This is a genomic window from Mycolicibacterium bacteremicum, from assembly GCF_002086115.1.
In the GTDB taxonomy this organism is placed as follows: domain Bacteria; phylum Actinomycetota; class Actinomycetes; order Mycobacteriales; family Mycobacteriaceae; genus Mycobacterium; species Mycobacterium bacteremicum.
This window is the reverse complement of record NZ_MVHJ01000038.1, coordinates 15,133-41,699: the sequence shown is the minus strand read 5'-3', so window position 1 is coordinate 41,699 and position 26,567 is coordinate 15,133. Positions and strand designations below refer to the sequence as shown.

Here is a 26,567-nt window from a genome sequence, read left to right as displayed (position 1 = left end):
AACACGACCGCGAATACCGCATCAACACCGAACGCGCCCGCAACGCACGCGAACTCGCCCTCGAACACACCCGCGGACAGACCCCGCCCACCTACCCGCGACCACCGACAAACCGAACCCACGGCTACTTCGCCACCACCACCACCTACACCGACAGCGACCCGCCACCGTTTTAGCGTTGCCTGTCAGCGACTTTCAGCGGCGATACCCGCAGAGCGGGCTGCCAGCGGCGAGTCGCGCGCAGCTTCGCGATGCCCAGCACCGCGAGGACACCGGCGACCGTCGCGAGCAACAGCGCGAGCACGATCAGCGGCGGGTAATAGATCACGGTCGTCATCGCCGGCTCGCCCTCCAGCACGGGTGGCAACTGCTCAGCCGAACGGGATGCGAGCCAGCTGAGGACACTGCCGATCAGGGCCACGACCGCCGCCGACAACTGGGCCACCGCGGTCCGCCTCATGTCACCGGCTCCCCGACCAGCGACTCCAGCGCCGCACGCAGGGTGCGATGCTTGCGCGCCCAGGCCTGTCCGGTCCGCTTGTCGGTCAACTTGATCCCGATCCCGGTCCGGCCGCGCGGCACCCCGCTCAGCTCTCCGAACGCGCGGTAGGTCTGCCACTTCTCGCTCTCACCGCGTTTGAGTTCCGGGTAGATCTTCACGATGTCGGCGATCAACACCCGCTCGGTGCCCTGCCGCAGGATCGTCGGCGTCAGTTCCACCGAGGTGTGGATTCGGGCCGCCTTGATCTGGATGGCCAGGAATCCGCTCACCAGGATGCAGAACATGGCGGGGACGCCCAGGCGCCAACCCGCCCCACCGGACACCTGGATCAGCGCCATCGCCAGGCCGGCTGCCGGCCCGGCGAGCAGCCACCACCAGGTCCCTCCCGGCTCGTGGAAGAGCACCGGCTCGGTGGCCAGGTCCCGCTCGCCCGCGTGCTGGTCCGTCATTGCACTTCCAGGTACCAGTCCGAGGCCGCCGGCCGCATGAACAGGGTCGCCCCGATCACCACCGGGACCACCCCGAACAGCGTGGGCAGCGTGACGGTGAACGGCGCCAGCAGCGTGAGTAGGAAGACCATCACCGCCACCGCGACGGCCATCACCACGACTGACCGGCGGAACCGCAGATCACCGTTACGGGCCCGTCCCACCAGAAAGCTCAGTGCCATTCCGACCAGGACCCACAGCACGCTCAACCCGCCCAGCAGGATACGAAGGTTCTGCACGGCATCCGGGGACACATTCTTGCCGAACACCGCATCCTCTGCGCTGACCGCGACGCTGATTCCCAGCAGCCCGCCCGACAGCAGCAGCACCGCACCCACCAGAACCAGCCAGAAGGCGATGTTCACGATCGTCGGACGCGCGGGCGATGTGGGTTGGGTCATGATCCGGGCAGCCTATCGGGTGAGATATTCGTGGGCGTCCTTGCGGTGCAGCAGCACCACTCCCCCGATGATGAGCACCGAACCGATGATGGTGCAGGCGGCATACCCGAAGGCGGCGGCAGCGGCGCTGCGGTGCACGGTGAACAGACTGGTCACCGAGTACACCACCGCTGTCAGTCCACCCGCGGTCAGCAGAGTGCGCGGCCAGCGGTACCCGTAGCGCAACAGCCAGGTGAACGCGGCCGTCACCGCGGCGACGACGATGACGAACAGCACGGAAGCGGCGTAGACGTATCCGGCAACCTCGAGCGGCGCGGTGAACAGATCGATGAGGTAGCCGATGACCATCAACACGAGCGCAATCGCGAACAACCACACGCCGGTGTCGACATCCTCGGGACGACCGGCGGGGGCCGGCGGTTGTTCGGTCACGCCAGCCAGCCGGCAGCCTCGGCTGCCCAGTAGGTCAACACGATGTCCGCGCCCGCGCGCCGGATACCGGTCAGCGACTCCAGTGCCGAGGCCTGCAGATCGATCCAGCCGTTCGCGGCGGCGGCGTTGATCATCGCGTATTCGCCGGAGATCTGGTACGCCGCCACGGGTACCGGCGAGATCTCGGCGGCGGCCGCGACCACGTCGAGGTAACTCATGGCGGGCTTGACCATCACCATGTCGGCGCCCTCGTCGATGTCCAATGTGATCTCGTGTACGGCCTCGCGCGCATTGCCCGGATCCTGTTGGTAGGTGCGCCGATCGCCGGACAGGCTCGAATCCACCGCCTCCCGGAACGGCCCGTAGAACGCCGAGGCGAACTTGGCCGCATACGCCAGGATCGCGACATCCTCATGCCCGGCAGCGTCCAGGCCGTCACGGATGGCGGCGACCTGGCCGTCCATCATGCCGCTCGGGCCCACCACGTGCGCACCGGAATGCGCCTGCGCCACAGCAAGTTTGATGTACTGATCATTGGTCGCGTCGTTGTCGACCCGGCCGTGCGCGTCCAGCACGCCGCAATGGCCGTGATCGGTGAACTCATCCAGGCAGGTATCGGCCATCAGCACGGTGGCATCACCGAGATCGGCGCTCAGGTCGCGCAATGCGGCGTTGAGGACACCATCGGGATCCAGACCCACCGAACCCGAAGCGTCCTTGTCCTCGGCCCGCGGCACCCCGAACAACATCAATCCGCCGACCCCGGCGGTCACCGCGTCGGCGGCCGCGCGGCGCAGCGAATCCCGGGTGTGCTGCACCACGCCCGGCATCGACGATATGGGCCGAGATTCCGAGATACCGTCGGCGACGAACATCGGCAGCACCAGATGCCGGGGCTCCAGCGTCGTCTGCGCGACCAACCGGCGCATGGCCGGTGTGGAACGCAGCCTGCGTGGACGGATCCGCATCTATTCTTCCCGTCGCATAGCTCGGCCGGATCTAGCGCCGGCGGCTCTTCTTGCGCGGCGGCGGCAGTGCACCCTCGGCGCGCAGCCGGGCGGCGTGCTCGGCCAGCGCCTCGACCAGCGGTCCGACGGCGGCCGTCTCGGGCTGCACGTCGACGCGCAGACCGAATTCGACTGCGGTCTCGGCGGTCTTGGGCCCGATGCAGGCAACGATGGTGCGGGCGTGCGGCTTACCGGCGATACCGACGAGGTTGCGCACCGTCGAGCTCGAGGTGAAGCAGACCGCGTCGAACCCGCCGGTCTTGATCATCTCGCGGGTGTGCGCCGGCGGCGGTGCCGCGCGGACGGTGCGGTAGGCCGTGACATCCTCGATCTCCCAACCGCGTTCGCGCAGGCCTTCGGCCAGCGTCTCGGTGGCGATATCGGCGCGTGGCAGCAGCACCCGGTTCACCGGGTCGAAGATCTCGTCGTACGGCGGGAACTCGTCGAGCAGACCCAGCGAGGACTGCTCGCCGACGGGCACCAGCTCGGGGTTGATACCGAAGGCACGCACCCGATCCGCGGTGGCCTGACCGACGCAGGCGATCTTCACACCGGAGAACGCGCGGGCATCCAAACCGAACTCGTTGAACTTCTCCCAGACCGCCCGCACCGCGTTGGTGGAGGTGAACACCACCCACTGGAACCGACCGTCCACCAAACCCTTTACGGCCCTTTCCATCTGGGCCGGGCTACGCGGGGGCTCGACGGCGATGGTCGGCACCTCGACCGGCAGCGCGCCGTGGGTGACCAGCCGGTCGCTCATCTCGCCGGCCTGATCCTTGGTGCGCGGCACCAGCACGGTCCAGCCGTACAGGGCGCGGCTCTCCCACCAGTTCAGCTTGGCGCGGTTGGCGACGGTCTTGCCGATCGTCACCACCAGCGGGCCGGACAGCGGACCCGGCGTCCCACCGGACGGCTCGGCCGCATTGAGGATCGCCTTGTCGCCCAGGCCGACCAGCGTGGTCTCCACCGAATGCTGCTGGCAGGTGGTGCCGTGCGCGGTGACCACGGCCGGGGTGTTCTCGGCCAGGCCGTACTCGACGAGCGTGCGGGCCGCGTCGGCCAGGTGCGTCGCGGTCGCGTGCAGGATCAGCGGACCGGGGGCGGCGGCCAGCGCAGCCCAGTCGACGTTCGGGTCACGCACATCGGCGACCGTGTGCGAGGAGCCCAGCGGCAGACCGGCGTAGGTCGGCACCGCGGTCGTGTCCGGCAGGCCCGGCACGATCTCGAAGTTCAGGTGGGTCCGGGCCAGCGTGTTGACCTCGGTGATGACCGCGTCGATCGACAGCGGGTCACCGGCGACCAGGCGGACCACGTCGACGCCGTGCCGAGCCTCCGCGGCCAGCGTCTTGGCGACCTCGGCGGGGTCACCGAGGGCGGGCCGCACATCGGGACCACCGGGGACCACCGCGGTGACCGTCTCTCCGTCGGATGTCTCGGTCGCGGCCGGCTCGGGACCCGAGGCCGGCGGCAGTTCGCAACCGACCAGCGCGAGCACCGCCTCGGGCACATCGGGATCGGTGAACACCGTCGCGGCGTTGGCCAGCACGGCCCGCGCGCGGGATGTCAGCAGGCCCGGATCACCCGGGCCGGAACCCACGAAGGTGATGCGGCCGGGCCGAATCTTGCGGCCCCGGTTACCTGCGTGCCCAGTCATCTGTCACTCCCAGCATCTGCCAACACGTCCCGTGCGCCCAGTTCGAACAGCTCCGCGGCCACCGAGAGCCCCAGCTCTCGTGCCCGCTCGGGAGTCCCGATGCCGGACGCACGGATCACGTCGGATCCGTCCAGCGCCGCCACGCAACCGCGCAGCGACAGCTCTTCGAAGACCCGGCCGTCCTCATCGATGGACTCGACCACCTCTGCGATGGCGCCCACCGGTGCGGAGCAACCCGCCTCCAGTTCGGCGAGCAGGACACGTTCAGCGATGACCGCGGCGCGAGTGTCGGCGTCATCCAACTCCGCCAGCGTCGCGGCGAGGCCGTCGTCCCCGGCGCGACACTCGACCGCAAGCGCCCCCTGAGCCGGTGCCGGCAACATCTGCACCGGTTCCAGGGCCTCGGTGACAACGTCCAGCCGTCCGATACGGGCGAGGCCCGCTCGGGCGACGACGACGCCGTCGAGATCACCGCTGCTTACCCTGTTCAACCTGGTGTCTAGGTTGCCTCGTAGGGGGCGGATTTCCAAACCGAGACCCAGTGCTCTAAGCTGCGCGGCCCGGCGCGGGCTCGACGTGCCGATCACCGAGCCCGGCGGCAGCTCTCCGAGCACCAGTCCGTCCCGCGCCACCAGCGCATCCCTGGAGTCCTCGCGGGGCGGCACGGCGGCGATGGTGAAGCGCGGGTCGACCGCCGTCGGCAGGTCCTTGTAGGAGTGCACGCAGGCGTCCACCTCGCCGGCGGCCAGCGCCTCGCGCAGCGCGGCGGTGAACACGCCCACCCCGATCTCGGCGATGGGGCCCTGATTGCGGTCGCCCTCGGTGGAGATGATCACGAGTTCGGCGGCATGCCCGTTCGCGATCAACGCGTCGCGGACGGTGCCGGCCTGGGTGGTCGCCAGCAGGCTGCCCCGGGTACCGATTCGGATCACTGAGTGTCGTTATCTGATGCGATCAAAGGCAATTCGCCACCGGCGACGGCGTCGACGGCCTGCGGGTCGAGCTCGAACAACTCGCGCAGCGCCTCGGCGTAGCTGTCCCCGCCCGGGGCTCCGGCGAGCTGCTTGACCCGCACCGTGGGCGCGTGCAGCAGCTTGTCGACCACCCGGCGGACCGTGCGGGCGACCTCGTCACGGTGGGTGGAATCCAGCCCCGGCAGTCGGTTGTCCAGGCGCAGCAACTCGGCCTCGACGACGTCGGCCGCGCGCTGGCGCAGCGCCGTGACCGTCGGGGTGACCTCGGCCATGCGCTGGCCGGCCAGGTAGTTGGCGACCTCGTTGGCGACGATCGTGCGGGCGGCCTCGGCATCGGAGGAGGCCGCCCGGGCGCGGGGCTCACGCTGGATGCGCTCCATGTCGATGACGTGCACGCCGGGCAGGCCCTTGACCGCGATGTCGATATCGCGGGGCATGCCCAGATCGCACATCACCAGCGGACGTTCCTCGTCGTCGCGGGCGGCCAGCGCGTGGTGCACATCGGCCAGCGTCATCACGGGACGGACGGCGCCGGTGCTGCTGACGACGACATCGGCGGTCGCCAGCACGGCGGCGATGTCCTCCAGCGGGTAGGCCTCGGACTGCACGCCGAGCTCGGAGATGTTGTGCGCCAGCCGGCGGGCGCGCGGGAGCGTGCGGTTGACGACGTCGATGCGCTCGACACCGGCCCGGACCAGGTGCTTGGCGGCCAGGGCGCCCATGGCACCGGCGCCGACGACGACGGCGGTGGCCCCGGCCAGACCGCCGACCCGCTTGTCGGCCATCTCGAGTGACACCGAGACCACCGAGGCGCCCGCGGAGTCGATCCCGGTCTCGGTGTGCACGCGCTTGCCGACGCTCAGCGCACGCTGCGCGAGTTCGTGCAGCGTGCGGCCGACGCTGTGGTTGGCCTCGGCGGCGGCGTAGGCGCGGCGGACCTGGCCGAGCACCTGCTGCTCACCCATCACCAGTGAATCCATGCCGCTGGTGACCGAGAAGAGGTGTTCGACGGCCGCCTCGGCGTACCGCACATAGGCGTATTTGGTGAGGTCGTTCAGGCCCATCCCGGAGTGCTCCGAGAGCACCTGCCCGATGACCGACAGACCGCCGTGGAAGGCGTCGACGACCGCGTAGATCTCCACGCGGTTACAGGTCGAGAGCACCATGGCCTCGGTGACCAGCGAGGATTGCAGGATCTGGTCGACGATCTTGGCCTGATCAGCCTCGTCGGTGCTCAACTGCTCCAATACGGACACCGGCGCGCTGCGGTGCGAAACCCCGAATAGCAGTACGCTCACGGCATCATCACCACGGGGTCCAAAGTAGCCTTTACCAGCGCAGCCACCAAATTAGCTGAGATCTTTCCGTAACTGGGCCACGTCGACCTCCCAGTAGCTGTGTTCGGCGCCGTCGAGCAGCACCACGGGCAGCCGATCGCCGTACTCGGCACGCAGCGCGGGGTCACCCGCGTCGGCGGCCGCGTCGACATCGGTCGACTCACATACGAAGCCCAGTTCGGCGGCCAGTCCGGCCAGTGCCGACGCGGCTTTCTCGCAGAGACTGCAGCCTGCGCGTGTGAGCAACAACACCTGATGGTCCACACACCCAGTATCGACCCGGCGTGACTTAATGTTGAACGGTGTCCGAGACGCCCCCGCCGCCGCCGCCGGACCTGACCGCGGCAGCGTTCTTCGACGTCGACAACACCCTTGTGCACGGGTCATCGCTGGTGCACTTCGCCCGCGGGTTGGCCGCACGCAAGTACTTCACCTACCGCGATATCGCCGGAATCGTCTACGCGCAGGCCAAGTTCCAGTTCACCGGCAAGGAGAACAGCGACGACGTCGCCGAGGGCAAACAGAAGGCGCTGGCGTTCATCGAGGGCCGCTCGACCGCGGAGCTGGTCGCCCTGGGCGAGGACATCTACGACGAGATCATCGCCGACCGGATCTGGCCCGGCACCCGGGCGCTGGCCCAGATGCACCTCGACGCCGGCCAGCAGGTGTGGCTGGTGACGGCGACGCCCTACGAGCTGGCCGACACGATCGCCCGCCGGCTCGGCCTGACCGGTGCACTGGGCACCATCGCCGAATCCGTCGACGGTGTGTTCACCGGACGCCTGGTCGGCGACATCCTGCACGGCGCGGGCAAGGCGCACGCCGTGCGGTCGCTGGCGATTCGGGAGGGGCTCAACCTGCGCCGGTGCACGGCGTACTCGGACAGCTTCAACGATGTGCCGATGCTGTCGCTGGTGGGCACCGCGGTCGCGATCAACCCCGACGCGGCGCTGCGTGACGTCGCCCGCGAGCGTGGCTGGGAGATCCGCGACTTCCGGACCGCACGCAAGGCGGCCAAGATCGGGGTGCCCTCCGCGCTGGCCCTGGGCGCGGTCGGCGGGGCACTGGCCGCGGTGGCGTCCCGCCGCGACGCCGGTCGCTGACTGCGCGCGCGGTAAGCTCACCCGCCATGGGCATTGCCGAAGAGATCGTGGGAACCCACTACCGGTACCCCGACTATTTCGAGGTCGGCCGCGAGAAGGTCCGCGAGTTCGCCAACGCGGTGCAGGATTTCCACCCTGCACACCACACCGAGGAGGGTGCGGCCGAGCACGGCCACGACACCATCCTGGCGACGCTGACCTTCATCGCCGTGGCAGGCCGCCGTGTCCAGCTGGAGATCTTCAACCAGTTCGATGTGCCGGTGAACCTGGAGCGCGTGCTGCACCGCGACCAGAAGTTGATCTTCCACCGCCCGATCAAGGTCGGCGACAAGCTGTGGTTCGACTCGTACCTGGATTCGGTCATCGAATCGCACGGCGCCATCCTCACCGAGGTCCGCGCCGAGGTGACCGATGACAATGGGGAGCCGGTGCTCACCAGCGTCATCACCATCCTGGGCGAGGCCGAGCACGAGGGTGAGGCCGACGAGGTCACCGCACAGATCGCCGCCGCGCGTGACGCCACCATCGCGCGGATGGTCGCCAACCAGAACAGCTGACCTCGCGCCCGCCGCTCGCCGCGAGATCGACGTTTACGCGGCTTGGGGGCCCGTTCGAGCGCAGAAGCGTCGACCTCACGCATGCCATCCGCGGGACAGCAGCGCGGTACGAGCCTCCGCAATGATGTCGCGTGGCCGGTCTTCTTTGATCACGTGTAGGACGTGCCAGCCGAGTCGGCGCAGTTTCCGGTCCACGAGGACGTCGTTCACATAATCGGAGCGACTGGTCAGGTGCTGCTGGCCGTCATATTCCGCGCCGACCTTGAACTCTTTCCAGCACATGTCGATGCGACGGATGTACGTCCCGTCGACGTCGTAGATCACGCACTGCGTCGTCGGCCTCGGCAGCCCGGCGTCGACGAACAACAGCCGCAACCAGGTCTCCTTCGGAGACTCCGCGCCTCCGTCGACCAGCGGCAGAGCGGTCCGCAGCTGCTTCAACCCACGAGCCCGCGGATGCCGCTCGGCGATCATCGCCACCTCGTCGACGGAGAACCGGCGCACCCGTTGCAACGCGTCCAGCCGGGCGACGGCGCGATCACGCGGATGGCAACGGGCCAGGTCGAAGGCGGTCCGCGCCGGCGTGGTGACACGGACACCCGAGATCGTCATCACCTCGTCGGGACACAGGAAATCATTGCGTATGACGAGTCCGGACTGCGCCCGGCGCCCTCCCATCACGACTTCGATGGGCTCGTCAGCGGCGACCCACTTCGCGCCGTGCAGCGCTGACGCGGCCACCCCTGCGACTATCGCCCCTGGCGCGGCCAATCCGAGTCCGATGACGCGATCTCGGAGCGTGACCTCATGATCGGCACGGACGTAGATGCCGCGGTAGATCGGGCGGTACCAACGACGCAGCTGGAACGGTGTCAGCTCGCCCGAGGCGATCGCGCGCGAGCCGACGAACGGGGTACGCATATCCGATCAGACGCAGCAGCCGACCGATCGGCTCCATCGAGGTCGTGAGATCAACGCTTCTGCGCTCAGTTGGCGCCGCAGACCACAGAAATGTCGATCTCGCGGCCCCAGCCGGGACTCAGCCCAGGAACGTGTTCCGGCGATTGGCCAGCAGCTGATACAGCGTGTGCTGAATCGTCTCGCGGACATGGTCGGTCAGCTCGAAGGTGACCATGGGGTCATCCGCGGCGGACTCGTCGTAGCCCTCGGTGGAGATCGGCTCACCGAACTTGATGTGCCACTTCGACGGCAACGGCACCAGACCCAGCGGACCGGCCAGCGGGAACAGCGGCGTGACCGGGAAGTACGGCAACCCGAGCAGCCGCGCCAGCAGCTTGATATCGCCGATCTTGGGATAGATCTCCTCGGACCCGACGATCGAGCACGGCACGATCGGCACCTGCGCGCGCAATGCCGCGGAGACGAACCCGCCGCGGCCGAAGCGCTGCAGCTTGTAGCGGTCCTTGAACGGCTTGCCGAGGCCCTTGAACCCCTCCGGGAACACCGCGGTCAGCTCGCCGGCCGCCAGCAACCGGTGCGCATCCGAGGTGCAGGCCAGGGTGTGGCCGGCCTTGCGGGCGGCCTGGCCGACCACCGGCAGATCGAACACCAGGTCCGCGGCCAACGTGCGCAACACCCGGTGGCGCGGATGATGATCGTGCACGGCCACCGAGGCCATCAGTCCGTCGAAGGGCAGCACCCCCGCGTGATTCGCCACCACCAGTGCCGCACCGTCGAGCGGCAGGTTCTCGATACCGCTGACCTCGACCCGGAACCAGTTCCGGAAAAGCGTACGCAGCAAAGGCAATACGACGGCGTCGTTGAGGTGCGGATCGAAGCCGAACTCGTCGACGGTGTAGTCGCCGGTCATCCGGCGGGTGGCGAACTCGGCGATGGCCGCGATGGCCTTCGACAGCTCGTTGGGGACATCCTCGGCCGGAACACCGGTCGAGGAGTTTCCGCGGTGCTGATCGATCTCGCGGACGACGGCGGCGATGTCCTCGGCCGACGCCCGGCCGTCCGGGTCAGTGAGCAGCGAGGGGTGCCTGCGCGCGCTGTCGGCACGCTGCGCGGCCCGTCGCGCGGCCGTTGTCCGACCCGAATTCGCGCGCAGCGGAATCACTTTCGCTTTTGATTCACCCGCCACGTGTCAACCTCTCCCCAAACTCCGACTTCGAGCCGTCCCCTAGCCGCCGCAGCGCTGCGCCAGCGCCACCGCCCGGCTTTCCACAGAGCGTACCCAGTTCGGGTCCACGATCGGAGTCAGACCACGTCCCCGTACGTAATCGTCGAATGCCTCCGCAGTGGTCCACTTCGGGTTATAACCTAGGTCGTTTCGCATCCGCGAGGTGTCCATCACCCGGCCGTAACTCATGTAGTTGAGCTGCTCGCGGTCGAGCTCGGTGTAGCGGGTGGCCCGGCGCAGCGAATCGACGGCGGACAGTGCGGCGCGCGGCACCGGAAGCGCCACCCGGCCGGACCGCCGGATGGCCTGACTCATCATGATGATGCCGGCGGCGCCGACGTTGAACGTGCCCGGCCGCCCGGCCACGGTGGCGCGCTCGAGCACCCCCAGAGCGTCCTGCTCGTGCAGTAGTTGCAGTCGGGCGTCCCGGCCGAGCACCGACGGGACGACGGGACCGGCGAGGTACCGCGAGAGCGCGGTGTCCATGGCGGGGCCGATCATGTTGGCCAGCCGAAGGATGGTGACCGCGATGTCCGGGCGCCGCCGGGCCAGCCCGCGGGCATAGCCCTCGATATCGATACTGTCCCGGGCGAAACCGTCGCCCGGGGGCCGGCGCGCACTGCCGTCCTCGGTGAAGTACACCGGGTCGCGGGAGCTGGAGCCGTAGACCTCGGAGGTCGACTTGAGCACCACCCGTCGCACCGACGGCGCCTTCTGCGCGGCGGCGAACAGCTGGATGGCACCCATCACGTTGAGCTCTTTGAGGGTGGCCCGACCGCCGGCCCGCGGCGCATAGGACGCCGCGGCGGCGTGCACCACGGTATCGACGTTGCCGTTACGGATGACCTTGGCGATGAACGGATTACGGATGTCGGCGCGCACGAACTCGGCGCGCCCCATCCGGCGCAGCAGATCCTTGCTCGGCGCGATGGCATCCACCGCGATGACATGGTCGATCGCGGGATTCTGCACCAACCGCGCGGTCAGGTACCCGCCGAGAAATCGGCAGGCTCCGGTGACCAAGACGACCTTCGGTGCGGATCCCTGCTCATCCATCGGGTCAGCCTAACGGCCGAAGCTGAAAGCTACTTGCCGAGTTTTCTGCGCTGCACCCGAGTGCGACGAAGCAGCTTACGGTGCTTCTTCTTCGACATGCGCTTACGCCGCTTCTTGATTACTGAACCCATGAACTCCGCTACCTACCGATGAGTGAACTGACCGAGTCACCTTACCCGGGTGCCCCAGCCGGAAACCAATCAGCCGGCGTCGAAGTACGACGTCTCCAGCAGGTCGTGCACCGCCTTGGCGTGCACGCGGAAGGAGCGGCCCACCCGTACGGCAGGCAATTCACCGTTGTGCACCAGGCGGTACACGGTCATCTTGCTGACCCGCATCAAGCTGGCAACCTCTGCGACGGTGAGAAATTGAGCCTTCGGCTGGCCGTCGCCAGCGGAATCCCGCGCCGATGGCCCGTTCATTGACGTCATCGCAACCCAATCCATAAGGCACGGCCGGGCCAGCGGCTTCCCCACCGCTGGCACGTACGCGTGCATACACGAGGAGAATAGCGTGGCCACTGGGGTTATTGCGACGGGTGTGGGCTAATCCGTTCGAAATTCATGAACTACTCGGATGTAATTCCTAGCTGCTCAGAGCGTGTTTTTGCCGCTTGTACGGCATCCGCCACGGCGCTGCGCAACCCCCCACGCTCGAGTTCTCGCAGACCAGCGGCGGTGGTCCCACCCGGTGAGGTCACGATAGCCCGCAGCGCGGCCGCAGAGGTGTCCATTGCGCCGACCGGTGTGGAATCCCGACGGTCCAGCAGCATGGCGGCCGAACCTGCCATGGTGTGCACCACCAGTTCGGTGGACACCTCGCGCGAGAGCCCGGCCGCGACACCCGCATCGACGAGCGCCTCGACCATCAGGAAGAAGTACGCCGGCCCCGAACCCGACACCGCGGTCACCGCGTCCATCTGGACCTCGGTCACCGTCAGCACATCCCCGACCGTGTCGAAGATGGCCGCGACCTCCTTGAGCTGTTCGGGTGTCGCGAACCGGCCGGGAGCCACCGCGCTGACGCCCCCACCGACGACCATCGGCGCATTCGGCATCACCCGCACCACCGGCGAGCCGGCCGGCAGCTTGTTCTCGAAGAAGGTGGTGGCCACGCCCGCGGCGACGCTGACGAAGACGAGCTCATCGCTGTCGTTGTCGGCCTTGGCGACCACCTCGGCGATCTCGGCGGTGACCGCCCCGACGTCGCCGGGCTTCACCGCGACGATGACGTACTGGGCGTTCTCGACGGCGTCGGCCACCGAGGTCACCAGCACCTGATGGGTTTCGGACAACTGTCGGGCGCGGTCGGGATGTTTCTCGGCGACCACCAGATCCTTGACCTGACGACCCGCCCTCAACAAACCCGAGAGCAGCGCCTCGCCGATGCTGCCTCCGCCGATGATCGCAATTCTTGCCACCGGGAAAGCATGGCACGCGCCTGCCGGGGCGAGCGAAGCGACGGGAGAAGGCTCCGGGGCGAGCGAAGCGACGGGAGAAGGTTCAGGAACCGGGCACCAGCGCCAGCTGCCGGCTCTGCACGATGATGCGGCCCCGCGCGTCGACCACCACATGGTCCTCGTCGAACCAGTCCTGACCGATCTGGGTCGTGGTGCACAGCACCCGCAGCCAGCCGTCGGCCGGCACGGCCCGCAGGAAGGCCGTCAGCTGCACGGTGGGCGCCCAGCCGAACCGGTTCACCCCGAAGGTCACCGGGGCCGACACATCGCCACACAGCAGCGCGAACAGCACGTCGGGTGCGGCACCGCGCGGCCGCACCCAGTACTCGATGACCGGCGGGCCGCCGTCGGACCGCGGCTCCATGGTCGTCAAGGACGGCCGGATGTCGCAGCCGTGGGCCAGGTGCACGATGTCGGCCATCGGATGGCCCGGGCCGATCGGCTCCAGCCCGGGCGGGGGCTCGGGCGTCATCAGCGGCACCACCGGATTGGTGGACAGCAGCGGGACGGTCTCGTTCTCCGGGGTGCCCAGGGTGATGGCCGCGCGGACGGCGACCCGGTCGCCCTGCTGCAGCTCGACGTCGATCAGGCTGATCCGGCGGCCACGCTTGCGCACATCGGTCACGACGCGCACGGCCCCGGGGTCCGGAGCCCACAGGAAGTTGCCGGACACCGCGATGGGTTCGACACCCGCGACCCCCAGCTCGGTGCGCGCGGCATTGGCGCACAGCGCCAGCATGGCCCCGCCGTGCACCTTCGGCCCGATGGTCCAGTGCTCGTCGAGCACGCCGAGATAGACGCCGTCACCGGCGGCCTCCAGCCGCATGGCGTCGGTGAACAATGCGCTCATCGCAGCAGATGCTCCCGGGCGAACAGCAGGGACTCGGTCAACAGGGCCTCCCGTTCGGCGGCGGTGCGCGCCCCCGAGGTGGTGACCTCGAGGATGACGTGGCCGGTGAAATCGGAGCCGGCCAGTTGCCGGCAGATCTGCGCGGCGGGCTGGCTGCCGCGGCCGGGGACCAGGTGCTCGTCGGTGGACGCGCCGCTGCCGTCGCACAGGTGCAGATGCACCAATCCCTCCCCCATCCGTTGCGCCATCTCCAGGGCGTCGGTGCCCGCGGTGGCGCTGTGCGAGAGGTCCAGTGTGTAGTGGGCGTGGCCGCCGTCGAGCGGGTCATAGGACGGGGCGAACGCCGAGATCGCCGGGCCGGGGTGGCCGCCACGCCTGCGCATCCGCTCGATCGAGGGCTGCCCGGTGCCCCAGAACCGGTCGGCGCGGAACGGGAACATGTTCTCCACCGCGACCAGCACATCGCTGCCGGACTCCAGTTCGGCGACCTGATCGCTGAATCCCTCCGCGTAGCGGCGTTGCCAGCGGAACGGCGGATGCACCACCACCGTCTGCGCGCCGAGCTGTTCGGCGGCGCGCACGCTGCGTTCCAGCTTCGCGATCGGGTTGGCCCCCCACACCCGCTGCGAGATCAGCAGGCACGGCGCGTGTACCGAGAGCACCGGGATGTCGTATGTGCGCGACAGCTCCTCGATGGCGTCGATGTCCTGGCTGACCGGCTCGGCCCACACCATCAGCTCGACCCCGTCATAGCCCAGCCGTGCGGCGTGCTCGAAGGCCGCCTCGGTGCGCAGCGGATACACCGAGGCCGTCGACAGACCGACCTTGATCGCGGGACGCACTAGCTCGGCATCAGGTGGACTGCAGCAGTGCCAGCGGCCCGAGCGTCACCATGGCACCCACCGCCACGGCGATCAGCGTGCTGGCGATGTCCTCAGTCTTGCGGACCACCCGGACACCCACCACGAGGCCCAGGATGACCAGCACCGACAGCGCCAGCGCGACGATGTTGTTCCACTTCCACAGCTGGTCGAAGGCGATGAACAGGCCCGCACCGAGGGCGACCGCAAGCACGCTCTGTACGACGATCCACAGGCCCCGCATGAACGGGGAGCCCTCGTGCTCGTCGAGCCCGTCGTCGAAGCGGTGCACCTCGGTGTCGGCGGTGCCGTCGAGGTCGATGTCCTCGGGCCCGGGTGTGCGGGTGCGCCTGGTCGCCTCGTCGGCGACGGAGTCGCCACCGAACAGCGTGTCGGCCGGCGACTTCAGATACCCGGGACGCTCGACATCGCTGGCGACGGCGGCGTCGACCTCGGTGTCGTCGTCGAGCAGCGCATCGGGGCTCATCTCCTCGGCGGCGGTCGCCTCGGTGTCGGTCGCGGCAGCGCGTCGGGTGAATCCGTGCGCGCGGCGGCGCGGCGTGAAGGCCACCGGCGCGGGCTCGGCGTCGCGCTGCTGGATGTGCGCGTCGTAATCGGTGGCTGCCGTGTCGGTCTCGGTCTCGGGCTCGGGCTCGGGTTCGGGCGCGGGTTCATCGTCGAGCACCGGATCCTCGACGACACCCTCTTCGGCGGTCGGCGCCTCGGCGAGGGTCTCTTCGACGATGGCCTGCTCGGCCGGTGTCGGGTCCGCGGGCGCCGCGTCCTCGACAGCCGACTCCTCGACGGGCACCTCGGGTGCGGGGTCCTCCTCGACGGGAGCTGCCGGCGCGACAGCCTCCTCGACGGGGGGCTCGTCGACCACGATCGGGATCTCACCGGTCAGCTCGGCGACGGTCACCGCGTCGGCATTGCCACGTCGACGGCGGCGGCGGCCACCGGGGGCCGGGGCGCCGATGGACCCGTTCTTGGCCAGCAGCTCCGCGACGGAGATGGGTCGGGTGGCGGTGTTGTCAGGTTCAGTCATCGTGTTTTGCCCTTGGGAGTGGCTGGGATGGTCTCGACCAGGGCGGTCCCGTCGGCTTCACTGTCGAGTTTGCGCAGAATGAGTCCCTCCCGCAATGCCCAGGGACAGATCTCCACCGTCTCGACACCCAAGGCCCGCATGCTCGCCTCGGCCACCAGCGCTCCCGCCACGATCTGCGGCGCCCGTTCGGCACTCACCCCTTCCAGCTCGGCTCGGTCGGCCGTAGTCATCCTAGAGATGAATGCGATGAGTTGACGGAGACCGCTCGCGGTCAGCGTGCGCTTGACCCGCGGACCCGCCCCCGACGGCGCCGCGCCGGTGAGCCGGGCCAGCGATCGGAAGGTCTTCGACGTCGCGACGGCCAGATCGGGGGTTCCGGCCTCCTGGATCACCGAACCCGCCTCGGACAGTTCGGTGGCCAACCAGTCGCGCAGCATGGCGACCCGGCGCCGCCCCGGTGGATCCTCGGCCAGCCATTCGCGGGTCAGTCGGCCCGCGCCGAGCGGAAGCGACAGGGCCACATCAGGCTCCTCGTCGACCCCACTGGACAGTTCCAGCGAGCCGCCACCGATGTCGATGTTGATGATGCGGCCGGCGCTCCAGCCGTACCACCGGCGCACCGCCAGGAAGGTGAGCCGGGACTCGTCGACGCCGCTGAGTACCCGCAGCGAGACCCCGGCCTCGGACTGCACCCGGGACAGCACCGCCTCGGAATTGGTGGCGTCGCGCACCGCCGAGGTGGCGAAGGCCATCAGCTCCGCGCAGCCGGAACTGGCGGCGATCTTGGCGAACTCGTCGACGGTGTCGACCAGCTTGTCGGCACCCTTGCGGGTCAGCTTTCCGGTCGAGTCGATCGCCTCGGCCAGACGCAGGGCGGCCTTGGTGGAACTCATCGGGGTCGGATGCCCACCGCGGCGGGCGTCGACGACCAACAGATGAACCGTATTGCTGCCCACGTCCAGCACGCCCAATCGCACGCGACCAAGGTTAGTGGGTTTACCGTTGACAACTGTGAAGACGTCACACGTCGGCGGTCCGCACGTCGGAGGAGTGGGCGGGGAAGTCGAACTCGACTTCGCCCGGGAGTGGGTGGAGTTCTACGACCCGGAGGATCCCAACCATCTGATCTCCGCGGACATGACGTGGTTGTTGTCGCGCTGGACATGCGTTTTCGGCACGCCCGCCTGCCAGGGCACGGTTGCCGGCCGACCCGATGACGGCTGCTGCTCGCACGGCGCCTTCCTCTCCGATGACGATGATCGGGCCATGCTCGACGATGCGGTGGCGAAGCTGACCGACGAGGACTGGCAGTTCCGGGCCAAGGGCCTAGGGCGCAAGGGATACCTCGAAGACGACGAGTACGACGGCAAGCCGAACAAGCGGACCCGCAAGTACAAGGGCGCCTGCATCTTCTTGAACCGGCCCGGTTTTGCCGGCGGGATCGGGTGTGCGCTGCACTCCAAGGCCCTCAAGCTGGGCGTGGAGCCGTTGACCATGAAGCCCGAGGTCTGCTGGCAGCTGCCGATCCGCCGGACCCAGGACTGGGTGACCCGGCCCGACGGGACCGATGTGCTCAAGACCGTCATCACCGAATACGACCGCCGCGGCTGGGGCGAGGGCGGTGCGGACCTGCACTGGTACTGCACCGGCGACCCGGCCGCCCATGTCGGTGCCCGGCCGGTCTGGCAGTCCTATGCGCCCGAGTTGACCGAGTTGCTGGGCGAGAAGACGTACGCGGAATTGGCCGCGATGTGCCGGCGCCGGGGCCAGCTCGGTCTGATCGCGGTGCACCCGGCGACCCGCGCCGCCGAGTAACCCCGGGTTCACCTCCCCGTCACGCCGGCGTCCCCGCGCCGACGATGCCGCGCCACCGCGTTGCAAAGCTAACGTCGGAAGCTTTGCTATTATCGCGTTAGTTAAATCTTTTCCGTGGTCGTTCTCACATCGGCACCGGTTGTGTGGATAGCCATACCTGGTTAGAGTCCGTAGCTATTGCACACGCGCGGAGGCCCGATCGACCGGGATTCTGCCGACCGAGAAGGCAGACACGATGACGTCGATCGATATCCGACCGCCGGCAAAAACCACCGTTGAGCACCTGAAACTCGTCACCGACGAAGACCAGGCCGGCGCTCTGGTCCGGACCGGATCCGGCCGACGCGCGCCGGTATCCCCCGGCGAGCAACGGCGCAAGAAGCTTGCCAGAAGCATTGTCCTCAGCGACGTGGCCGTTATTTGCTGTGTCGTCACCTTCGTGCACATTTTGGTATTCGGCGGGACCGCCACCGAGCTGTGGCTCGGGGCCACCGGTCTCGGCAGCGTCAGCTACGCCTGGTTCTCGGCCGCACTCGTGGTCGCCTGGCTGGGATTCCTGGCCCTGGGCACCTGGTCGCCGCGGATCACCGGACGGGGCACCGAGGAATACGTCGTTCTCGGCTTCGCCACGCTGCAGCTGTTCGGCCTCATCGCGATCGTCTCGCTGCTGTTGTCGGTCGACATCTCGGCGCGCTACCTCGGCATCGCGCTGCCGGTCGGCCTCATCGCGTTGATGATCAACCGCTGGGTGTGGCGCCGGGTGGTGGCACGCCGCCGGCGGCAGGGCATGGACAAGGCCGCGCTGCTGATCGTGGGTACGGAACCGGCCGCCCGCGATATCGCCACCGAGATCGCCAAGGATCCCTGGGCCGGCTACCGCGTCGCCGGGGTGTGCACCCCCGCCGGACCGACCATCACCAAGCAGTCCATCGACATCAACGGGACCATCGTGCCGATCGTCGGCATGGACCAGGCGATCGTCGACGCGGTCACCCGCACCGGGGCGGAGACCGTCGCACTGGCCGCGACAGATCACCTACGCCCCATCGAGATCCGCAGGCTGATGTGGGAACTCGACGAGGTCGGCGTCGACCTGATGATCGCGCCCGGCCTGATCGACGTGGCGAATCAGCGTCTGGTCAGCCGCCCGGTGGCCGGGATGGCCATGCTGGAGGTCGCGAAACCGCAATACAGCCAGGCCAATTCACTGGTGAAGCGCACCTTCGACATCGTCTTCTCGCTGACTGCGCTGTTGGCGGCGTCCCCGGTGCTGATCGCCGCCGCCATCGCGGTGAAGCTGTCCAGCCCCGGGCCCATCTTCTATCGCTCCGAGCGCATCGGCATCGACGGCACCGAGTTCCAGATGACCAAGTTCCGCAGCATGATCACCGGCGCCGACGCCATGATGGCCGAACTGATCGCCAAGAACGGCGGCAACTCGCTGTTCTTCAAGCTCAAGGACGACCCGCGCGTCACCCGGGTGGGCAAGTTCCTCCGCAAGTACAGCATCGACGAGCTGCCCCAGTTCCTGGACGTGTTGCGCGGCGATATGAGCGTCGTCGGGCCGCGCCCGCAGGTGCGCCGCGAGGTCGACTCCTACGACGACCTGGTCGGTCGTCGCCTGACCGTCAAGCCCGGCCTGACCGGACTGTGGCAGGTCAGCGGACGCTCGGATCTGGAAGCCGAGGACGCCGTCCGGCTGGACCTGTCCTACGTCGAGAACTGGTCGATCATGCAGGACGTGCTGATCATCGCCAAGACGGTCAGCACCGTGCTGCGCGGCGACGGCGCCTACTGACCCAGCAACTCTCGCGGCCCGGCCGGCCAGGACGATGGGTCAAGACCGTGGGTGCGCAACAGCGCCAAGGCGATCCGCTCCATGCCGAAGCCCACGCAGGCGCTGTGGGCCACCTCGCCGCCCGCACCGCGCAGACCGAAGGTGTCGCCGAAGTGATCGCGGTGGCAGTTCGCCGAGACCACCGCGGTGCCGTCGTCCAGGTCGCCGTAGAGCCGGATCACCAGTTCGGTCTTGAGGTCGTCATCGCGCTGGTTGGCGGCCAGCATCTTGCCGGCCCGGCCGAAGAACGGGTCGTTGGCCGCGACCGCCGTCGCTTCCAGTCCCAGCTGCGCCAGCACCTCGAGGCCGTGCCCGACCCACGAATCCCGGTGCAGCCGGGCTTGTTCCGGACTGCCGACCAACACATATTCGTGCATGCGGAACGCCTGCATGCGGGCCGGATCGATGGCCGGTTCATGCCGGAAGCAGTAGCCGTAGACGTCGAGCAGGATGCCCTCGTCCGCAATGACCGTCGGCAGCGTCGCATAACTGGGATGGCAGGCCGCCGACACGAGCATGGTTCCCGCCGGGTGCAGGTGACCATCCCACGGACGTCCGGCCTCCCGGTCGGCGAGCAGAGCCCGGTGGTCACGGTTGTCGCCAGTGAAGGTGGACACCGCGCCGGTCAGATTGGGAAATGACGCGATGTAGTCGGTCTTCTCGAAGGCCTCCCGCGGATACAGCGGTGGGAACCGTCGGGTCAGCGCGCGATCACCGTGCACCGCCCGGCCCTTGGCCACAACGACGCGATCGATTCCGTCGATGATCCCCTCGAAGACACCGCTACGGCCGTAGAGGCCGTCGATCCCCAGCGGTATCAGCAGTCCGGCGGCGACCAGATCGTCCCGGAACAGACGGCGCGCTTCGTCGAGATCACTGGGGGTGGTCACCGCCTCATCTTGCCATTTCCGGCCGCGCCCGGTTCGAACATCCATGCGCAAGGCCACCGTGCTTTGCTAAAAATGCACACTGGCGACATGTTTCGCTCGATGCGCCTAATTGTGACGTATCCCTCACCAGTACGGACCGGCCGTCTCACCCGGACCCGACTCTGCGCCATATACGCAGTTCAAAGGCCGTCTACGGTAACCGCGCGGCTCACCATACGACGCCGGCGCATCGCCGCCGGCCCGAGATTCGATCGATGCATTCCGATCGACTCCTGAAGTTAGCCATGTTAGTCTCAGCGAACACGTTTCGAGAGAAAAAGTTGGGGACAACCACATGCAAGACCGGATCCGGGAAGTCTTGGCAAACCAGGGGCGGATGCCGGCGGACCCGCGCACCATCGCCGCCGACGCCGATCTGTACGAAGCCGGCCTCACCTCGCACGCCTCGGTGAACGTCATGCTTGCCCTCGAGGACGAGTTCGACGTCGAGTTCCCGGACGACGCCCTCAACAAGACGACGTTCGCCACGATCGTCAGCATCGAGCAAGCCCTCTCCCAACTCACCGCGGCCGCGGTCTGACACCGGTCACACCAGTGAGCGCTCCGAGCGAAACGCCGACGTACTTCGGCCCCAACGAATCTCCGCTGTTCGGCGTGGTCCACCTGCCCGCCGACCGGCGGGTGCGGGGCGCCGTCCTCATCTGCGGCTCGCTCGGCAAAGAAGGTATGGACAGCATCCGATTCCAGCGGATCCTGGCCGAGGATATGGCGCGAAACGGTTACGCCGTACTGCGTTTCGACTATCTCGGCACCGGCGACTCGGCGTTCGGTCACCATCGTGACGACGCGGTCGCCATGTGGTCGGCCAGCATCCGACACGCCGCCGATCACCTCCTCGATATCGGTGCCCCCTCGGTCTCGGCCGTGGCGCTGCGCGCCGGTGGTCTGCTCGTCGACCACGCCATCGCCGCCGGAGCGCCCATCGACCGTGTCGCCTACCTCGACCCCCCTGCCTCCGGGCGACGGCACCTGCGCGAACAGGCTGCGCTCTACCGGTTCACGGTCGGACCCGAAGCCGCTGAGCCGGAGACGGTTTCGATCATCGGGGCCCGGCTCAGCGAACGATCCGCCAAGACCTTCGGTGCCCTCAAGCTCACCGGTCCGGCATCCGCGCAGCTGTATGTGGTGCGCCCCGAGGACGCCGACCGGCACTCGGCGGGTGCGCACACCGTGGTCACCACCGCCGCCGGTCTGCCGGAGTTCGCCCAGACCGCCGACGTGGTGGTCGCGATGCCGATGGGCGCGCTCGATCAGATCGTCTCCTGGTTCCGCGATGTCGCCGAGACCGACCCGCGCGTCACCGTGCAGCCACACGTCGTCACCGAGGCCCGGATGCCCGTCAGCACCCCCGACGGCCCGGTGACCGTGCTGGAAACCATCGAATCCTTCGGTCCGAAGGGCCTGTTCGGGATCCGGACCCGTCCGGTGAACACCATGCCGGCCAAGGGCCGGGTCGTGCTGTTCTTCGCAACCTCGAACGATCCGCACGTCGGGCCGGCCCGGGGCTGGGTCGAACTCGGCAGGCAGATCGCCGTCGGCGGCGCGCAGGCGTTCCGGTTCGACGGTGCGGGTCTGGGCCACTCCCCCGCGATCGTGCGGGATCAGTGGCAGTCGATCTACACCAGCAGGCGTATCGCCGATGGCAACGCCGCCGGTCGGCATGCCGCGGAGGACCCCCGCCAGCTCACCGTCGTCGGCATCTGCTCGGGATCGTGGTACGCCGCGCACACCGCCCGCGAACTGGCAGTCGGCTCGGCCCTGCTGGTGAACGCCGGCAGCTGGAGCTGGCACTCCGGGGCATGGGCGTGGCAGTGGAATGTGCGGCGCGACATCATGGCCTCCGCCGCCGGGCATCAGCAGAGCGCCACCCCGGACCCCGCCGCCGCCTGGCCGTTACGCAGGCGCATCATCGAATCACTCAAGCCCGCCCGGGACCGGTTGAAGGCATTGCTGCGCAACCACTTACCGCACGCGCTGCTCAAGATGCTCGGTCAGGCCGGGTTGGCACAGGTACCGGAGGTCCTGCTGGCTCCGCTGCTGCAGAACGGCACCGACACCGTGCTCATGCTCTGCCCCTTCGACGTCGACCTGTTCACCGAGTTCGACGGTTTCGCCACCGTGACGATGCTGCGCCTGGACGGGCTGCCGGTGCGCGTGGTCGAGCTCGGCGACGGCGACCACGCCGCCTACCACCAGGCCGTCCTCGACGGCATCCGCGACGAACTGCTCGGCCCTCCGTGCAAGCAGAGTTTGGCATTGGGCTCATGACCGCAGATCACAACGGCGCGAAATCCGAGCTGCGCCGCAGCTTCTCCACGCGGGTCCTGGCCGCCGCGGTAGGCATGGTGGCCACCTTCCTGCTCACGGTGATCGTGGTGCGGTTCCTGAACAACCGCGATGCCGCCGCATTTTTCGGTGTGCTCGCCGCGCTACCGATCGGCTCCATCGTCGGGCGGGTCGGTTTGGGCAACAACGTCGTCCGCCTCATCCCGTCCGAGCCGGACCCGGCACTCAAACGGATCATCGCGGGGACCCACCTGCGGGCCACCTTCATGATGAGCCTGCCGACCGCGCCGATCATCGCGCTGCTGGCCACCGGCGGCCTGATCGGACACGGGAACTTCATCCCCGCACTGCTGCTCACGACACTGATGGTGCTCATCGAGTCGATCCGCATGATGCTCAGCGACATCTACGCCGCGGTCGGCCGGGTGTTCGCCTCGGTGGCCACCACCCACTACGTGCGCAGCGTCGTGGTGCTGCCGGTGGTCACCATCGTCGCGTTCACCGTCGAACAGCCGACGCTGGTGGAGATGCTGGTCGCGTATGCGGCCGTCTCGGGCGGACAGGTCGTCATCGCACTGGTCGTCGGGCGCGCCGAGATCGCACTGCGCCACGCCCCCGGCCTGGCCGCCCTGCGGCAGACCGTCGCCTCCGGCGCACGGCTGTTCACCCTGGAGCTCACCGCGTTCCTCATCGTCTCCGGGACCATCTGGCTGTCCAATGCCGCGCTGGTGCCGACCGAGGCCAAGCTCTACGCCGTCGCCACCACGATCGCCATCCAGGTGACCATCCTGGAGAGCCTGGCCGCGACGGCGGTGCTGCCGCCGGCGGCGCGGATGTGGGTGGCCGGACGCCGGACCGAGGTCGTCCGGATGCTGTCGAACCTGTCGACCATCAACACCCTGATCACCACGACCGTGGTGTTGACCCTGGTGTTCTTCGGCGGGTTCTTCCTCGATCTGGCGTACGGGGCGGGCATGCACCAGGCCAACATCCTGCTCGTCATCCTGGCCATCGGCGGCATCCCGCAGGCCGCGCTCAGCGTGAACACCTCGCTGTTGATCATCGCCGGGCATCTCGACGCCGTCTGCCGCACGTCGCTCGTCGTGCTGGCACTGGTCGTGCCGAGCGCGGTCGCCGCGGCGATCCTCGGCGGGGCACTGGCGTTGGCCATCGTGGCGGCGTGCGGACTGGCCTCGCTCTACATCGGCCTCTGGCTGGCCGCCCGCCGAATCTTCGGTCAGACACCGAAACCGCACTGGAACGTCGCCGCGGCCGCGCGCGAGCTCGTCACCGAGCGCGGCGAGGATGCTGAACAACCCAGGGCGACGGCGGTGTGACGGAAATGCCCACACTGACAACGCTCATCCGGCCGCGGGGCGCCGCCGCCCGCGCACCGCTGTCACCTCGGCCCGCGCTGTGGTGGCTGTCCCCGGTCGCCATCGCGCTGATCATCGGCGCCGCGTCGATCATCCCGACGGCCCTGGTGGGCGACGAGAGCTTCCGGACGCTGTGGCGCACACCGAAATCGATCACCACCGAGACGCTACTGCTGTTCGGATGCGGGGCGATCGCACTGGCTTTCGGCGCGCTGATCGCATTCGCGGTGTACGCCGCCCCACGCCCGGGCGTGACCCGCTGGCCGGCGCTGGATGAAGACACCCTGCGGCTGCTGAGCAGGGCGGGCACGGTGCTGACCGCCCTGACCGTCACCGGCTACGTCGGTTTCTGCTTCCTGATCCTGCGCTCGGGCCTGTCTTTCGGACAGTTGTTCGCCGGCTCCGAGGACGACGGGTATCTGCCCGCCAAGGACGCCATCGGCACGATCCCCGGGCTGACCACGATGACGCAGCTCGGCGTCGCGGCTGTCGTGATCGCCACCACAGTTGCGGTGCAACGATTCTCGTGGGTGGAAGTGGCCAAGGTCGCCATCGTCATCGGGCTGGCCGTGCCGCGAGCCTACATCTACGCCGAGCGGCTGGCGATCCTGGAACTGGTCATCCCGGTCAGCGTCATCGTCGCCGCGCACCTGTCGGTGGGCCGGCGCCGCCAGCGCGCCACCGCCCGACTGCTGCCGCTGGCCGGACTTGCGCTCGTCGTGGTGGTCTTCAGCGTTTTCGAGTACAACAGGTCTTGGTCCTACTACCGCACGCACGGGCAGACCTCGTTCCTCGAGTTCGCGCTGAGCCGGCTGGCCGGCTACTACGTCACCGCGCTGAACAACGGCCAGCTGATCCTGCAGCACCTCGACTGGCCCGGCCGTTGGCCGTTCGACACGATCGACGGGTTCTGGAGCGCGCCGGGCATCGAGCAGGCCGGCGTCTACGAGCGGCTCAGCGGCTACCCGCCGCCGTACGCGCGCGGCAACGTCTCCCCGTACTTCGACACGCTGGCTCAGTTCGGCAACCCCGAATTCAACAATCAGAGCGGCTATGTGGGGCCGTTCATCGACTACGGCTGGTTCGGCGGACTGCTCTTCATGTTCGCCATCGGCGTCGTCGCCGGCCTGCTGTACCGCCAGTTCTGCCACGGCCGCCCGCTCGGGCTGCTGGTGTACCCGGTCTTCTTCGTCGGCCTCGTCGAGATGCCGCGCTACGTCTACTGGGGCCAGGGCCGGGCCACCTACGCCTGGCTGGCCATCGCGATCGTGCTGTTCCTGCTGTACCGACGCCGCAGCCGGGTCCGCCTGGTGCACCGAACGGAGCTGTGAACCATGCGCAACGTTGCTCGTGCGCTGGCTGTCTCGCTGATGACGGTATCGATGGTGGCCTGTCAGGCCGCTCCGTCGAGCGGTGAGACGCCCCTGGACAGCACCGCCGGCCTGCAGGGCATGCTCAACGCGCTGAAGCCCGGCGACACCCTGACCCTGGAGCCGCGGGTCTACGAGCACAGCGGTGTCCTGACCGTCGACGTGCCCGATGTGCACATCGTCGGCAACGGCGCCACCCTGCACGCCACCCACGACGACACCTCGGCGGTGCAGATCGTCGCCGACGGTGTCTCACTGTCCGACATCCGGCTCAGCGCGCCGCTGGAGGGGCCCCGCTACATGGCGCCCGACGAGCACAAGCTGGTGCTCGCGGCGAACAACGTGCAGGTGTCCGGGGTCGACATCGACGGATCCGCCGGAGCGGGCATCTTCGTCGACGGGGCGCAGAATTTCGCGATCCGTGATGTCGACATCTACGGCACCCGGGCCGACGGGATCCACATGACCAACGGCGCGGGTAACGGCGTCGTGGACAACGTGCGCACCGACCAGACCGGCGACGACGGCGTCGCCGTGGTGTCCTACGGCGCGGATCCGGCCAGCTGCCACAACATCACCGTCACCAACGCACGCGTGGGCAGCACCCGGTGGGGCCGCGGCATGACCGTCGTCGGCGGCACCAACATCACCATGCGCGGATTCAGCATCGCCGACACCGATTCGGCGGGGTTGTACGTCGCCACCGAGGGCGACCCGTACTACACCCGCACCGTGCAGAACGTCACCATCTCTGACGGCACCATCTCCCGCGCCAACCGCAACGGGGGCATCGTCCAGGGCGCGGTGCTGGTCGCCGTCGAGAACCCCGGCACCGCCGTGCGCAACGTGACGATCTCCGACGTCGACATCGCCGCGACGCCGCCGTCGGCACAACGCAACGTCGCCGTCTACACCCCGACCGGGTCGATCGACAACATCCGGCTGGACCGGATTTCGCTCGACTCCACCTCTGTTCCAGCATTTTTCAGCAACGCCGACGCCAAGTCCCTCGCGCTGACGGGGTGGACGGCCGGCGGTGAACCGATTGCGGTGGATTGA

At 68.4% G+C, this 26,567-nt stretch carries 29 protein-coding genes; 9 read left to right on the top strand and 20 right to left on the bottom strand.

Annotation, left to right across the window (positions count from 1 at the left end; genetic code table 11):
• Nucleotides 1–172: 172 nt before the first annotated feature.
• From BST17_RS26200 to BST17_RS26160, 9 genes are read right to left on the bottom strand one after another with little or no spacing between them, the layout of a single operon-like run.
• Nucleotides 173–460 carry a hypothetical protein gene (locus tag BST17_RS26200; protein WP_083061886.1) on the bottom strand — a complete coding sequence of 96 codons (288 nt, stop codon included), beginning with the start codon at nt 458–460 and terminating at the stop codon, nt 173–175.
• A complete protein-coding gene (locus tag BST17_RS26195; protein WP_083061884.1) occupies nt 457–951 on the bottom strand; it encodes a transport-regulating membrane protein Mce1N in 495 nt (164 codons plus the stop codon). Before BST17_RS26195 ends, BST17_RS26200 begins: the two co-directional genes overlap by 4 nt.
• On the bottom strand, nt 948–1,391 hold the full coding sequence (locus tag BST17_RS26190; protein WP_133053602.1) for a hypothetical protein: 444 nt from the start codon (nt 1,389–1,391) through the stop codon (nt 948–950). The genes BST17_RS26195 and BST17_RS26190 overlap by 4 nt, the downstream gene beginning before the upstream one ends.
• A gap of 12 nt (nt 1,392–1,403) precedes the next feature.
• Complete coding sequence (locus BST17_RS26185; RefSeq protein WP_083061880.1) at nt 1,404–1,823, bottom strand: hypothetical protein; 420 nt, start codon at nt 1,821–1,823, stop codon at nt 1,404–1,406.
• Complete coding sequence (gene hemB, locus BST17_RS26180) at nt 1,820–2,791, bottom strand: porphobilinogen synthase (RefSeq protein ID WP_083061878.1); 972 nt, start codon at nt 2,789–2,791, stop codon at nt 1,820–1,822. Before hemB ends, BST17_RS26185 begins: the two co-directional genes overlap by 4 nt.
• A gap of 31 nt (nt 2,792–2,822) precedes the next feature.
• Nucleotides 2,823–4,487, bottom strand: a complete 1,665-nt coding sequence (locus BST17_RS26175) for a bifunctional uroporphyrinogen-III C-methyltransferase/uroporphyrinogen-III synthase (protein ID WP_083061876.1) — start codon at nt 4,485–4,487, stop codon at nt 2,823–2,825.
• The gene (hemC, locus tag BST17_RS26170; protein WP_083061873.1) at nt 4,484–5,419 is read right to left on the bottom strand and encodes a hydroxymethylbilane synthase; all 936 of its coding nucleotides are present in this window, start codon (nt 5,417–5,419) and stop codon (nt 4,484–4,486) included. Before hemC ends, BST17_RS26175 begins: the two co-directional genes overlap by 4 nt.
• On the bottom strand, nt 5,416–6,759 hold the full coding sequence (locus tag BST17_RS26165; protein WP_083061870.1) for a glutamyl-tRNA reductase: 1,344 nt from the start codon (nt 6,757–6,759) through the stop codon (nt 5,416–5,418). The genes hemC and BST17_RS26165 overlap by 4 nt, the downstream gene beginning before the upstream one ends.
• Before the next feature lie 51 nt (nt 6,760–6,810).
• On the bottom strand, nt 6,811–7,062 hold the full coding sequence (locus BST17_RS26160) for a glutaredoxin family protein (protein WP_234807838.1): 252 nt from the start codon (nt 7,060–7,062) through the stop codon (nt 6,811–6,813).
• A 38-nt stretch (nt 7,063–7,100) separates the two neighbouring features.
• On the opposite strand from BST17_RS26160, the gene BST17_RS26155 reads away from it, so the two are divergent.
• Together BST17_RS26155 and BST17_RS26150 are read left to right on the top strand one after the other, a co-directional pair.
• Nucleotides 7,101–7,901 (top strand): HAD family hydrolase, encoded by an 801-nt coding sequence (locus BST17_RS26155; protein ID WP_083061867.1) that lies wholly within the window; start codon nt 7,101–7,103, stop codon nt 7,899–7,901.
• 26 nt (nt 7,902–7,927) lie between these two features.
• Complete coding sequence (locus BST17_RS26150) at nt 7,928–8,458, top strand: FAS1-like dehydratase domain-containing protein (protein WP_083061865.1); 531 nt, start codon at nt 7,928–7,930, stop codon at nt 8,456–8,458.
• 75 nt (nt 8,459–8,533) lie between these two features.
• Here BST17_RS26150 and BST17_RS26145 read toward each other — a convergent pair whose 3' ends face one another.
• The 10 genes from BST17_RS26145 to BST17_RS26100 all read right to left on the bottom strand — a co-directional run bounded on the left by BST17_RS26145 (nt 8,534) and on the right by BST17_RS26100 (nt 16,851).
• The gene (locus BST17_RS26145) at nt 8,534–9,379 is read right to left on the bottom strand and encodes a type IV toxin-antitoxin system AbiEi family antitoxin (RefSeq protein ID WP_083061862.1); all 846 of its coding nucleotides are present in this window, start codon (nt 9,377–9,379) and stop codon (nt 8,534–8,536) included.
• A 118-nt stretch (nt 9,380–9,497) separates the two neighbouring features.
• Nucleotides 9,498–10,565, bottom strand: coding sequence for a lysophospholipid acyltransferase family protein (locus BST17_RS26140; protein WP_083061859.1), 1,068 nt, complete (start codon nt 10,563–10,565; stop codon nt 9,498–9,500).
• 39 nt (nt 10,566–10,604) lie between these two features.
• The gene (locus BST17_RS26135; protein WP_083061857.1) at nt 10,605–11,660 is read right to left on the bottom strand and encodes an NAD-dependent epimerase/dehydratase family protein; all 1,056 of its coding nucleotides are present in this window, start codon (nt 11,658–11,660) and stop codon (nt 10,605–10,607) included.
• A 29-nt stretch (nt 11,661–11,689) separates the two neighbouring features.
• Nucleotides 11,690–11,791, bottom strand: a complete 102-nt coding sequence (locus BST17_RS26130; protein ID WP_003402602.1) for a 30S ribosomal protein bS22 — start codon at nt 11,789–11,791, stop codon at nt 11,690–11,692.
• A 69-nt stretch (nt 11,792–11,860) separates the two neighbouring features.
• Nucleotides 11,861–12,091, bottom strand: coding sequence for a cell division/environmental response transcriptional regulator (locus BST17_RS26125; protein ID WP_023985266.1), 231 nt, complete (start codon nt 12,089–12,091; stop codon nt 11,861–11,863).
• A 137-nt stretch (nt 12,092–12,228) separates the two neighbouring features.
• Nucleotides 12,229–13,080 (bottom strand): pyrroline-5-carboxylate reductase, encoded by an 852-nt coding sequence (proC, locus tag BST17_RS26120; RefSeq protein ID WP_083061855.1) that lies wholly within the window; start codon nt 13,078–13,080, stop codon nt 12,229–12,231.
• A gap of 82 nt (nt 13,081–13,162) precedes the next feature.
• Complete coding sequence (locus BST17_RS26115; RefSeq protein WP_083061853.1) at nt 13,163–13,969, bottom strand: thioesterase family protein; 807 nt, start codon at nt 13,967–13,969, stop codon at nt 13,163–13,165.
• Nucleotides 13,966–14,811, bottom strand: coding sequence for a sugar phosphate isomerase/epimerase family protein (locus BST17_RS26110; RefSeq protein WP_083061851.1), 846 nt, complete (start codon nt 14,809–14,811; stop codon nt 13,966–13,968). The genes BST17_RS26115 and BST17_RS26110 overlap by 4 nt, the downstream gene beginning before the upstream one ends.
• Nucleotides 14,812–14,821: 10 nt before the next feature.
• The gene (locus BST17_RS26105; RefSeq protein ID WP_083061850.1) at nt 14,822–15,874 is read right to left on the bottom strand and encodes an Rv0497 family membrane protein; all 1,053 of its coding nucleotides are present in this window, start codon (nt 15,872–15,874) and stop codon (nt 14,822–14,824) included.
• Nucleotides 15,871–16,851: a Ppx/GppA family phosphatase gene (locus BST17_RS26100; RefSeq protein WP_083061849.1), complete on the bottom strand. Its 981-nt coding sequence runs from the start codon at nt 16,849–16,851 to the stop codon at nt 15,871–15,873. The genes BST17_RS26105 and BST17_RS26100 overlap by 4 nt, the downstream gene beginning before the upstream one ends.
• A 34-nt stretch (nt 16,852–16,885) precedes the next feature.
• Between BST17_RS26100 and BST17_RS26095 the strand changes: the two genes are divergently transcribed.
• Together BST17_RS26095 and BST17_RS26090 are read left to right on the top strand one after the other, a co-directional pair.
• Nucleotides 16,886–17,689 (top strand): DUF3109 family protein, encoded by an 804-nt coding sequence (locus BST17_RS26095; RefSeq protein WP_234807837.1) that lies wholly within the window; start codon nt 16,886–16,888, stop codon nt 17,687–17,689.
• Between the two features lie 235 nt (nt 17,690–17,924).
• Nucleotides 17,925–19,487 carry a sugar transferase gene (locus BST17_RS26090; RefSeq protein ID WP_083061846.1) on the top strand — a complete coding sequence of 521 codons (1,563 nt, stop codon included), beginning with the start codon at nt 17,925–17,927 and terminating at the stop codon, nt 19,485–19,487.
• Here BST17_RS26090 and BST17_RS26085 read toward each other — a convergent pair.
• Nucleotides 19,481–20,461, bottom strand: coding sequence for an amino acid--[acyl-carrier-protein] ligase (locus BST17_RS26085; protein ID WP_083061894.1), 981 nt, complete (start codon nt 20,459–20,461; stop codon nt 19,481–19,483). The genes BST17_RS26090 and BST17_RS26085 overlap by 7 nt on opposite strands.
• Before the next feature lie 289 nt (nt 20,462–20,750).
• Between BST17_RS26085 and BST17_RS26080 the strand changes: the two genes are divergently transcribed.
• Genes BST17_RS26080 through BST17_RS26060 form a run of 5 tightly spaced genes read left to right on the top strand, consistent with a single transcriptional unit; the run spans nt 20,751 to nt 26,567 of the window.
• Entirely contained in the window at nt 20,751–20,996 is a 246-nt protein-coding gene (locus BST17_RS26080) for an acyl carrier protein (protein ID WP_083061844.1), read from the top strand.
• 14 nt (nt 20,997–21,010) lie between these two features.
• Nucleotides 21,011–22,744: an alpha/beta hydrolase family protein gene (locus tag BST17_RS26075; RefSeq protein WP_083061842.1), complete on the top strand. Its 1,734-nt coding sequence runs from the start codon at nt 21,011–21,013 to the stop codon at nt 22,742–22,744.
• Nucleotides 22,741–24,099: a lipopolysaccharide biosynthesis protein gene (locus BST17_RS26070; protein ID WP_083061840.1), complete on the top strand. Its 1,359-nt coding sequence runs from the start codon at nt 22,741–22,743 to the stop codon at nt 24,097–24,099. Before BST17_RS26075 ends, BST17_RS26070 begins: the two co-directional genes overlap by 4 nt.
• Before the next feature lie 5 nt (nt 24,100–24,104).
• Nucleotides 24,105–25,469, top strand: coding sequence for an O-antigen polymerase (locus tag BST17_RS26065; protein ID WP_234807835.1), 1,365 nt, complete (start codon nt 24,105–24,107; stop codon nt 25,467–25,469).
• A 3-nt stretch (nt 25,470–25,472) separates the two neighbouring features.
• Nucleotides 25,473–26,567: a right-handed parallel beta-helix repeat-containing protein gene (locus tag BST17_RS26060; RefSeq protein ID WP_083061837.1), complete on the top strand. Its 1,095-nt coding sequence runs from the start codon at nt 25,473–25,475 to the stop codon at nt 26,565–26,567.

Coding starts and splice junctions, on each gene's coding strand:
- hemB (WP_083061878.1), bottom strand. CDS start 2,791: ATGCGGATCCGTCCACGCAGGCTGCGTTCCACACCGGCCATGCGCCGG.
- BST17_RS26090 (WP_083061846.1), top strand. CDS start 17,925: ATGACGTCGATCGATATCCGACCGCCGGCAAAAACCACCGTTGAGCAC.
- BST17_RS26080 (WP_083061844.1), top strand. CDS start 20,751: ATGCAAGACCGGATCCGGGAAGTCTTGGCAAACCAGGGGCGGATGCCG.
- BST17_RS26200 (WP_083061886.1), bottom strand. CDS start 460: ATGAGGCGGACCGCGGTGGCCCAGTTGTCGGCGGCGGTCGTGGCCCTG.
- BST17_RS26065 (WP_234807835.1), top strand. CDS start 24,105: ATGCCCACACTGACAACGCTCATCCGGCCGCGGGGCGCCGCCGCCCGC.
- BST17_RS26145 (WP_083061862.1), bottom strand. CDS start 9,379: ATGCGTACCCCGTTCGTCGGCTCGCGCGCGATCGCCTCGGGCGAGCTG.
- BST17_RS26125 (WP_023985266.1), bottom strand. CDS start 12,091: ATGACGTCAATGAACGGGCCATCGGCGCGGGATTCCGCTGGCGACGGC.
- BST17_RS26190 (WP_133053602.1), bottom strand. CDS start 1,391: ATGACCCAACCCACATCGCCCGCGCGTCCGACGATCGTGAACATCGCC.
- BST17_RS26070 (WP_083061840.1), top strand. CDS start 22,741: ATGACCGCAGATCACAACGGCGCGAAATCCGAGCTGCGCCGCAGCTTC.
- BST17_RS26175 (WP_083061876.1), bottom strand. CDS start 4,487: ATGACTGGGCACGCAGGTAACCGGGGCCGCAAGATTCGGCCCGGCCGC.
- BST17_RS26060 (WP_083061837.1), top strand. CDS start 25,473: ATGCGCAACGTTGCTCGTGCGCTGGCTGTCTCGCTGATGACGGTATCG.
- BST17_RS26105 (WP_083061850.1), bottom strand. CDS start 15,874: ATGACTGAACCTGACAACACCGCCACCCGACCCATCTCCGTCGCGGAG.
- BST17_RS26135 (WP_083061857.1), bottom strand. CDS start 11,660: ATGGATGAGCAGGGATCCGCACCGAAGGTCGTCTTGGTCACCGGAGCC.
- BST17_RS26150 (WP_083061865.1), top strand. CDS start 7,928: ATGGGCATTGCCGAAGAGATCGTGGGAACCCACTACCGGTACCCCGAC.
- BST17_RS26085 (WP_083061894.1), bottom strand. CDS start 20,461: ATGGATGTTCGAACCGGGCGCGGCCGGAAATGGCAAGATGAGGCGGTG.
- BST17_RS26195 (WP_083061884.1), bottom strand. CDS start 951: ATGACGGACCAGCACGCGGGCGAGCGGGACCTGGCCACCGAGCCGGTG.
- BST17_RS26130 (WP_003402602.1), bottom strand. CDS start 11,791: ATGGGTTCAGTAATCAAGAAGCGGCGTAAGCGCATGTCGAAGAAGAAG.
- BST17_RS26115 (WP_083061853.1), bottom strand. CDS start 13,969: ATGAGCGCATTGTTCACCGACGCCATGCGGCTGGAGGCCGCCGGTGAC.